Annotated in this window: 6 protein-coding genes and 1 pseudogene; 2 read left to right on the forward strand and 5 right to left on the reverse strand. The window is 69.1% G+C overall.

What is annotated here, in order from left to right:
• Positions 1 to 949: pseudogene (locus tag HR086_RS40740) on the forward strand (hypothetical protein); the annotation flags it as partial.
• Positions 950 to 976: 27 nt separating this feature from the next.
• Here HR086_RS40740 and HR086_RS40745 read toward each other — a convergent pair.
• Complete coding sequence (locus HR086_RS40745) at positions 977 to 1,846, reverse strand: hypothetical protein (protein WP_174468301.1); 870 nt, start codon at positions 1,844 to 1,846, stop codon at positions 977 to 979.
• Positions 1,847 to 2,006: 160 nt separating this feature from the next.
• Between HR086_RS40745 and HR086_RS40750 the strand changes: the two genes are divergently transcribed.
• Positions 2,007 to 4,544 carry an adenylate/guanylate cyclase domain-containing protein gene (locus HR086_RS40750; protein ID WP_174468304.1) on the forward strand — a complete coding sequence of 846 codons (2,538 nt, stop codon included), beginning with the start codon at positions 2,007 to 2,009 and terminating at the stop codon, positions 4,542 to 4,544.
• Between the two features lie 277 nt (positions 4,545 to 4,821).
• Here HR086_RS40750 and HR086_RS40755 read toward each other — a convergent pair whose 3' ends face one another.
• The 4 genes from HR086_RS40755 to HR086_RS40770 all read right to left on the reverse strand — a co-directional run.
• Positions 4,822 to 5,190, reverse strand: a complete 369-nt coding sequence (locus tag HR086_RS40755) for a ferredoxin (RefSeq protein ID WP_141648286.1) — start codon at positions 5,188 to 5,190, stop codon at positions 4,822 to 4,824.
• 249 nt (positions 5,191 to 5,439) lie between these two features.
• Positions 5,440 to 6,216: an NADH-quinone oxidoreductase subunit I gene (locus HR086_RS40760; RefSeq protein ID WP_141648285.1), complete on the reverse strand. Its 777-nt coding sequence runs from the start codon at positions 6,214 to 6,216 to the stop codon at positions 5,440 to 5,442.
• A gap of 31 nt (positions 6,217 to 6,247) precedes the next feature.
• Complete coding sequence (locus tag HR086_RS40765; protein ID WP_174468302.1) at positions 6,248 to 7,687, reverse strand: complex I subunit 1 family protein; 1,440 nt, start codon at positions 7,685 to 7,687, stop codon at positions 6,248 to 6,250.
• A 2-nt stretch (positions 7,688 to 7,689) separates the two neighbouring features.
• The coding region (locus tag HR086_RS40770; RefSeq protein WP_174468303.1) for a 2Fe-2S iron-sulfur cluster-binding protein at positions 7,690 to 9,442 on the reverse strand (1,753 nt) is incomplete at its 5' end.

The raw sequence follows: 9,442 nt of genomic DNA on the forward strand, positions 1-9,442 counted from the left end.
GGCCTGCGCCATCAAGCTGACGGCGGGCGTCTGGGTGCTCGCGGCGGTGTGGGCTCGCGGAGCGGCGGGGGAGTGGAGGCGCGTCCTGAGAGTCGTGGGCGCAGCGGTGGGAATGGGACTGCTCTGGGTCGGGCCCTTCTTCGCGCTGGCGCCCGGTCCGATGTTTGACGGACTCCTGCGCTTCCAGTTGATGAGGCCACCCGATGGAGAGCTGGAGCGCTGGCGTCGGCTCCTCTCGATGCTGGGCGAGGGCCACGTCGGTGTCTCCGTGCTGAGCGTGCTGGGGCTGCTCGTCGTGCTGATGCGCGCTCGGCGGAAGGAGGCCGTCGCCGAGAGGCTCTTCGCGGGGGCCTGGGTCCTCACGTGTGTGACGTTCCTCGCATCCAAGAGCTATTGGGGCCAGTACAACGCGAGCCTGGCCCCGGCCACGGCGGTGCTCGCCGGGCTCGGCGCTTCGTTGCTGTTCGCGTGGGCGGAAACGCGCTCTCGCGCCGTCGCCGCCTTCGTGACGGGAGTGGTGGGGATTGCCGCGCTCTCGCCACTGCCGGCCTCCCTCCGAGGCGCGAACCAGAAAGACCGTGGACTTCTCGCGCTGGGGAACAGCATCCGCGCCGGTGTGCCCGCTGACTCGGCGCTCTGCGTGTTCGAGCCCTCGTGGGGCATCGTCGCGGGGCGACTGCCAGGGATTCCCAAGGGCGCCCCCGTGCTCGTCGACCCCTACGGCCTCATGTTGCACGACGCGCTGGGTGGCACCGAGCGCTTCGCCTCCGCGGCGGCGGCCTTCGAGCAGGAGCGCTCGCAGCGAACGATGCTCCCGCTTCTCGCGCGCTGTGACGTCCTGGTCCTCAATGGCCGCGGCGAGTGGCAACTGTCCGCGGCCAGTGAGCGCTGGATTCACGAGCACTTCTCACAGGATGGGCCCCTGTGGAGGTCGACCTCCTCGGATTGAGGAGGCCGTGGCCCTCGTACCTGGTACTCAGTTCGTCCGGATGATGCCTACGTCGGCGGTGCCCGCGAGCAGTGCGCTGCCGATGAACAGGTTGTTGGACTCCGCGCCACCCAGGCGCACGGCCTGGAAGATGACCAGGTACGTCTGATTGGCCTTCGGGAAGGCCGTGCCCGGAATCGTCACCTGCGCCTCACGGTACGTGCCCGGCACGGCGACGAGCTGGAGGAACTCCACGGGCGTGGTGGGCACGTTGGAGTAGGTCGGCTGGCCCTTCTCTCCGTCCGAACTCACGGGCACCACGGTGACGAAGCCCAGCGTGCGCTCCTTGTTCCCCGCCGCCGCAGCGCGGTCGAACGTCAGCACGGTGCCCGAGGCGTGCCGCAGGAAGCCCTCGGGGGGGTGGAACCGGGTGATGGCCTCCTGAATCGGCGCATCGTCGACCTGACCCACGTAGCGCGTGCCGTTGCGCGAGGCGATGAACTGGTACGTGGCGCCGGACTGGTAGGCCAGCTCCGGGTCGCTCCCAGCCACGTTGGTGCGGCTGTAGCTGCCCGAGCCGTCCTCCGTCAGCGCAGTGGCCTGGCCTCCCACCGGCTGCAGCGTGGCCGTGGCGCCGGACACCCCCGAGGGCTGCGAGTTCTCCCCGGACTTGGTGCCGAAGAAGACGACCGCCGCCGTCTGAGCGGGCAGCGAGATGACGTCGCCCCCATCCGGGATGACCGTCCCGGCGTCGAAGCCCGCGAGCGCCAGGGCGCTGATTTCCACCTCGGGCGTGGCCAGGAGGGTGCCCACCATGACGTGGTCGGCGGTGAGCTGGGCCCCCGTCTTCTCCAGGTCGCACGCCAGGGGAGCAAGGGAGAGGGCAGCGACGGCGGCGGACAAGAGGAAGCGTTTCATCGGAGTTCCCGGGTTGCGACGAGTCGGCCGAGCATAGCAGGCACGTGCGACAAGCCCCGCGCACTCGGCATCTCGGGGTATCCTCCGGGCACTCGTGCAAGGACACCGCGTTCACTCCGCGAGCCGGCGCTTCTTCAAGCGGCTCGGCTTCTCCCTGGCCATGGCCGCCTTCTTCGGCTGTGTGCTGGGGATCCTCGTCTATCTGCGGGCACCCCAGCCGGCGGCGCCGCGAGGAGACTCGCCCTCGTGGATGCCCTCGGGCGTCGTGGAGATGGCGCAGGGCTGGCTAGAAGGCCTGGAGCGGCGCACCTACGACTGGCGCGTGCTGGAGCTGGGCGCGCGCTCGGAGCGGCCGGACGAGGCCGTGGTCGTCGCCATCGACGATGAGACGCTCGCCGAGGCCCGGCAGGACGACAGGCCCGGCGTCGCCACCCAGCCCTGGCCCCGGCAGCTCGTGGGCGCCATGGCGCACCGACTGGTGGAGGAAGGGGCGCTGCTGGTGCTGCTGGACCTGCCGTTCCCCGAGCTGAGCCCGAATGCCTGCGTCAATCCGAAGCTGTCACCCGGCGCCATCTCCAGCGACGACGCCTCGTTCCGAGAGTTCCTGGAGCGTGACTCGGGCAAGGCGCTGCTGTCCTTCTCGTGGGAGTCGCAGGGCTCGCGGGTGCTGCCTCCCGCCAGCCGCCTCTGGCCCTACCGGGTGAAGGTGGGGACGTTCCCCAGCACCTCCGAGGCGCGCGCGAAGGCGCAGGCGGTCCTCGCCGTGCAGCGGCCCGCGTTCGTCATCCCCGCTGGAAGTCAGGTGGAGGTCTGGGGTGGTGCCTCGGACGAGGCGGATGCGCGCGAACTCGGGACTCGGCTGGGCTCGCCGGGGGCCGCTGTCGCGGAGCGCCGTGCGGCGGACGACACGTTCCGCATCGGCCCGACGGAGCTCTTCGTCTCGCTGGCGGAGGTGCAGGTGGTGGGGTTGGACCCCGCGAAGCTGGTGGAGGTCCGTCAGCTCCAGCACCCGGTGGCGCCGCTCATGGGCGGTGGTGCGGGCTATGGGGCCGCCACCCTGACGACGGACCCCGACGGTGTGGTGCGAGGAATCCCTCATCTGGTGGCGTACACGGCGAGGGATGGGCGTCACGTGCTGCCCTCGTTGCCGCTCGCGGCGGCGATGCGGCTGGCCAACACGCGCTCGCTTCGCTATGCGGACGGGCGTCTGCACGTGGGAGACGCTTACTCGGTGCCGATGGACACGTCGGGCTTCAGCCTGATGCGTTGGGACGCACCGACGGCGGGGCGCGGCTCTCGCGGCTCCCTGGCGCGCTCCATCCGTGCGTGGAACGTGCTGCTCAATGTCTTCGACGTGGCGGACGAGCGCCCGGCGCGCTTCGACAACGACTTGGAGGGCCGCACCGTCGTCCTCACGCGCACCGCGGGCGAGTCAGGCCACTTGCGGCCCACGCCCATTGGCCTGGAGACGCCGGGGGGCGCGATTCTGGGGCAGGCGCTGGCCAACATCCTGCGCTCCGAGGGCATCTCGCGCGCACCAGCGGATTACGACCTGGGGCTGACGGTGGGCCTCGCCTTCCTGGGGGCCTTCCTCGCGCTGTCGCTCAGCTTCCTCCTGCGTTCGCTGCGGGGCGCGATGCTGTACCTGAGTGGCCTGGCCCTCGCGGGTGCGGGCTACACGGCGGCGGCCTTCTACGTGTTCATCGAGCAGCGGCTCTGGGTGGCGATGGCGGGCCCGCTGCTGGCCATGGTGGGGGCCTTCGCCGTCACCACTGTCTACGCCTTCCGCAACGAGCAGCAGATTCGCGACTTCGTGCAGACGGCGCTGGGCCGCTACGTCAGTCCGGAGGTCGCCCGGCTGGTGACTCGGGACTTGAGCCTGATGCGCCCCGAGCGCCGACGGATGTCCGTGTACATCTGCGACATCGAGGGCTTCACCCGCTTGTCGGAGGGCATGACGCCCGAGCAGCTCGTGGGCCTCTTCAACGAGTACCTCCTGGAGATGGCGGCGGTGGTGCGGTCCACCGCGGGGCAGGTGGACAAGTACATCGGCGACTCGGTGATGGCCTTCTGGGGCGCGCCGGTGCGCACCGAGCGCCACGCGCATCTGGCCTGTGAGGCCGCGCTCAAGATGCGCGCGGTGCTGGCGGAGAAGCAGGACGCCTGGGAGAAGAAGTACGGCCGCCGTCTGAGCTTTCGCGCCGGAGTGGACACGGGCGAAGTCGTCGTCGGCGACATGGGCAGCGAGCTGAAGTCGAACTACACCGTGCTCGGCGACGCCGTGGGCATGGCCGCCCGGTTGGAGTCGCTGAACAAGGTGTACGGCACCTACGTGCTGGTGGGGGACGGCACCGTGTCGCTCGCGGGCGACAACTACGTCTTCCGCGTGGTGGACCGGGTGCGACTCAAGGGGCGCGCGGAGCCGCTGCGCGTGCACGAGCTGGTGGGGCGGAAGGGTGAAATCACCAGCCCGCAGCAGGAGCAGCTCGCCCTGCACGAGAAGGCGCTCACCGCGTACCACCAGCGCCGTTTCGCGGAGGCGCACGCCCTCTTCGAGCGCTCCGCCACCGAGTTCAAGGACACCGTCTCCTCCGTGTATGCCGCCCGCTGCGCCCGCTTCATCGTCACGCCGCCGCCCGCGGAGTGGGACGGGGTGCACGGCGTGGAAGAGGGTGAGCACCTCGCTGTCGCGGCGTGAGGGGCTTCGCCAGCGGACGGCGCTCGCGTGCCGCGATGGAGCGCGAGGTGCTCCAGCGGACGGTGCGCGCGTGTCGCGATTGTGCGCGAGACGCTTCAGCGGACGGCGCGCGCGTGTCGCGATTGTGCGCGAGGCGCTCCAGCGGACGGCGCGCGCTCGCCACCATGCATGGGGCGTGAGGCGCTCCAGCGAACGGCGAGCGTTCGCTGTCGTGGCGTGAGGGGCTTCGCCGCCGGACGGTGCTCGCGTTCCGCGCTGGATCGCGAGGTGTTCCGCGTCAGCCGTCGTCGGGGTCCGGCGTGTCCGGCTGGCCGAACAGCTCGCTCACGGGAGCGTCCTTCGCGATGTGCTCGTTGACCACGCGGCGCATCTTCTCGGGCGTCATCTCCGAGTAGTACACCTCGCCGTCCCAACCCATGAGCTGGTAGTCCTCGGGTGACAGCGGGTCCCTCTTGCGGCCCGTGTCCTCGCGGACCACGACGTTGGGCCCCATGTGGCAGAAGCCGTAGCAGCCGCCCCGGTACAGCTCACAGCGCGGCACCAGGCCCTGCTCGGACAGCGAGTCCCGGGCGGCGGCATACACACCATCCGCGCCGCCGGCCTTGCAGGTCGACCCTTTGCATACGGACAAGCGGTAGCGCTTCATCGCCAAGACACCACCCACCCTACGGAGTCCACGCCCCGAGCGAAAGCAGCCAGCCCCCACCTTCGTGTGCCAGGCCGCACTCCACACCGTCCCGGGGACGAAAGCCCGGACGCCAGACGCCAGGGCCATTGAAGAGCTGCAACGTCATCACCCGCACCCCGAAATGAGACCGGCCCGCCTACCGCTCGAGGAGCGGGGAGGCGGGCCGGGGCAGCTACACATCCGTACGCGCGGAGCGCGCGGGTGGATCTACTTGAGGAACTTCGTCACCTGGATGGGGCCCTGCTGTGTGACGACGGTCTGTCCGTGCGTCACGACGGCCTTGCCGTGCCCACCCTGGTGGTCGTGCCCCGCGCCCAGCTGCGGCGTCTTGAGCTGCACCAGGCCCTCGCCAATGCGCGTGTGGGCCTCCTTGTGCGTGTGGTGCGGCTCCTCGGAGCCTTCGCGCTTGTTCCACGGATCGGAGGGGTGCGAGACGGCCGGCCCCTTCAAGAGCTTCGGGATGTCGTAGACGAAGTTCTGCCGCGTGTACTCGGAGGGCGTGTGCATGTACGTGTCCATGCGGATGGCGTCCTTGGGGCACGCGTCCACGCACAGGCCACACACGATGCAGCGCAGCTCGTCGATGACGAACTGGGTGGGGTACTTCTCGATGACGCGCGACTCGCCGTCAGCGTCCGTCTCCTCGTACTCACCCGCCTCGATGTAGATGCACTGCGCCGGGCAGATGGTCGCGCACATGTAGCAGGCCACGCAGCGCGGCTTGCCGTCCTCGCGCGGAACCAGCCGGTGCAGACCGCGGTAGCCCTCCGGGTAGATGGGCTTCTCCTCGGGGTACTCGACCGTCGTCATCAGGCTGGTGCCCGTGCGGTCCTGCACCTGCGTGTTCGTGTCACGCGTGCCGAAGAGGTTGCGGAAGAAGTGCTTGGTCGTGATGGCCAGACCGTGCAGCAGCCCCGGGATGTACATCCGCTCCCGGATGTCCGTGCGGGGGTCCTGGGTGACCTTGGTAACCTTGATGGCCATGATGGTGTCTCGATTCCCGGTGCCCTAGGGCCTAGTGCGAAGACGTCGCGCTCGCGTGGGACGGCAGCCCATGCGCGTCGTGCCCGTGGTCATGGCCATGGGCTCCATGCGCGCCGTGCGCACCGCCCTCCGCCGCTTCTGCCTTCTTCGTCATCGTCAGCACCACCAGCACGCCGATCTCCAGCATGCCCACCACCGCCAGCGCCCGCAGCGACGGATCCCACAGCACCAGCGCACCCGAGACGAACACGTTCACCAGGGCCAGCGGCAGGAGGATCTTCCAGCCCAGCGTCTGGATCTGGTCGTAGCGGAAGCGGGGGAAGGTCCAACGAATCACCAACTGCACCCAGATGAGGAAGACCACCTTCACCCAGAACACCGTGCCGAGGATGGTGCCATACAGCCAGCCGTGCTCCTGCATCAGCGGCAGGTTCGCCAGCCACTCGTTGCCGGCGGGCAGGTGGTGACCGCCGAAGAACAGCGCCGTCGTCACGCCGGCCAGCACCACGACCTCCACGAACTCGGAGATCATGAACATGCCGAACTTCATCCCGGAGTACTCCACGAAGTAGCCGATGATCTCCGACTCGCCTTCCGGCACGTCGAACGGCGCGCGCTTGGTCTCCGCGAAGGACGCGGCGAAGAAGCCGATAAATCCGATGGGCTGGAGCAGGAATCCCCACGCCGGCAGGCCGAAGTCGACCTCTCGCCCGAAGAGCGTGACGCTTGAACTCCACAGGTACTGCGCCTGGCCCGTGGCCTGTGCCCCGGCGAGGCCCAGCTCACCGACGATCGCGGGCAGCTGCAGCGAGGAGAACGCCATGAAGAGGCCGATGAGCGACAGGCCCAGCGCCACCTCGTACGAAATCATCTGCGAGGACGCGCGCACGCCGCCCAGCAGCGCGAACTTGTTGTTGGAGGACCAGCCCGCGAGCGCCGTGCCGTAGACGGCCAGCGAGGCAATCGCGAGCAGGTACAACACGCCGAAGTCCGGCGTGGCGACCACCATGTCCACGCGGTGACCGAACACCGTCACCGAGGGGCCCGCGGGCACCACGGCGAACAGCGCGAACACCGGCGCGAAGGCGAGGATGGGGCCCAGCTTGAACAGGAACCGGTTCGCGGTGCCGGGGATGAAGTCCTCCTTCGTCAGCATCTTCAGCACGTCCGTGAGGATGTGCGGGATGCCGGCGAGGGAGCGGTTGCGCAGGCCGGGCAGGTCGATGCGCGCGCGGTTGGGACCCACGCGGTCCTGCATCAGCGCGCTCCACTTGCGCTCGGCGAGCGTGAGGAGCGTGGCGATGATCATCACGAAGACGAGCATCAGGAAGATGATGTTCGACAGCCGGCTCGCACCCGGGAAGAGGTGCTTCTCGGCCAGGCCGGCCACCACATAGGCCGCCGCCGAGACACCCGCGAGCGTCGCGACGATGAAGCCCGTCGCGAAGAGGACAGTCAGTACGCGCTTCATCGCTAGATACCCCTCACCCGGGGAGAACCGAACTCACGGTAGCCCGGAGGACGCCCATCGGCGCCGGTGGGCAGCGGATTGATACCCGGCTTCTCCCGGTCCGGCGGAGAGGCCTTGTCCCAGTTGAACTCGGCGAACTCGGCCACCTTGCCGGACAGCTCGCGCCACACGTCGCGCGCGGAGGTCCAGGCCGGCGCCTCGCCGCCCACTTCGCGCGTCAGCTCCGCGACCCACTTCCAGCCCGGAATCACGTCGCCCTTGGGCGGGTACGCCTTGCGGAAGCGCTGGGTGATGCCGTCCATCTGCGTGAAGGAGCCCTCGTCCTCGACGTGAATCGAGGCGGGCAGGAGCACCGTCGCCTGCGCCGTCACCGGCGACTCGTTCTTCTCCTGCACCACGAAGACGTCCAGCTTGGCGGCGGCCTTGGCGAAGGCCTCCACGTCACCCGGCACCTCGGTGCCGATGGCGTAGAGCGCCTTGACCTGACCCTTGTCCAGGGCCGTGGTGAGCGCCTCGAAGGTCTCCACCTTCAGGCCCAGGCCCTTGGCGATCCACTCCAGGCCCTTGCGGTTGGGGTTCTTGTCCGCCGTCTTCAGGAAGTGGTCCGCCTTGCCCGCCGGACGACCGCCCACGTAGACGGTGGAGATGCCCAGCGTGGCCTTCGCGAAGGTGAGGCCCGCCAGCAGCTCCTCGTTGGAGGACACCGGCGAGGCGAGCACCGCGAGCTTGCCACTGCCCACCAGCGGCTTGAGCGCCTTGGCGGCGGCCTGAGCGGCCTCCTTGCGCGTCACCACCGGAACGACCTCGGAAGCGGCCTGGACCGTGGCGCGACCAATCCTCGCCTGGAGCACGCGGCCCAGGTTGAAGGACTTGTACATGAGCCGGCCCTGGTCACACATCCAGCTCTTGTTGATCTCCTCGTTCTCACGAGGACGGATGCGGTAGGTGTCCTGCGACATCCAGTCCGCGTACGTGTTGCAGCCCTTCGCGCAGCCCGTGCAGATGGACGGGGTGGCGGAGAGGAACCACGCGCGCGCCTTGAAGCGGAAGTCGCGGCTGAGCAGCGCGCCCACCGGGCAGACGTCCACGGTGTTCAGCGAGTAGTCGCTGTCCAGCTCGTTGCCCGGGAACACGTCGATGCGCTCGTGGCTGCCGCGGCCGAACACGCCCAGCTGCGGCTCCTTGGCCACTTCGTTCATCACGCGCACGCAACGGGTGCACATGATGCAGCGCTCCTGGTCCAACACGACGCGCGGCCCCAGCACCTTGCGCTTGTTCTTCAGGGCCTTGCCGCCCTCCAGGCGCGAGGGGCGGTAGTCGTACTTCATGTAGTAGTCCTGCAGCTTGCACTCACCGGCCTGGTCGCAGATGGAGCAGTCGACCGGGTGGTTGAGCAGCAGGAACTCCATCACCGAGCGCTGCTGCTCCTTCACCTTGGGCGTCGTCGTCTTCACGACCACACCTTCGGCGAGCGGCGTCTGGCACGCGGGCACCATCTTGGGCGCGTTGGACGCCTCGATGAGGCAGATGCGGCAGTTGGCCGCGATGGAGAGGCGCGGGTGGTAGCAGTAGTACGGAATCTCCGAGCCGACCGACTTGGCCGCCTCGATCATGTTCGTCCCCGGCTTCACGACGACTTCCTTGCCGTCGATGGTGCAGGTGACGAAGCCCGGGTTCTTCGGCGCGGGCTTGGGCGGCGGGCCCGGGGGGGCGGCGGCCTTGGGAGGCGCCGTGACGCTGCTGGCCGCCGCGGGG

Origin of the sequence: Myxococcus sp. CA039A (assembly GCF_013336645.1) — a bacterium.
Taxonomy (GTDB): Bacteria; Myxococcota; Myxococcia; order Myxococcales; family Myxococcaceae; genus Myxococcus; species Myxococcus llanfairpwllgwyngyllgogerychwyrndrobwllllantysiliogogogochensis.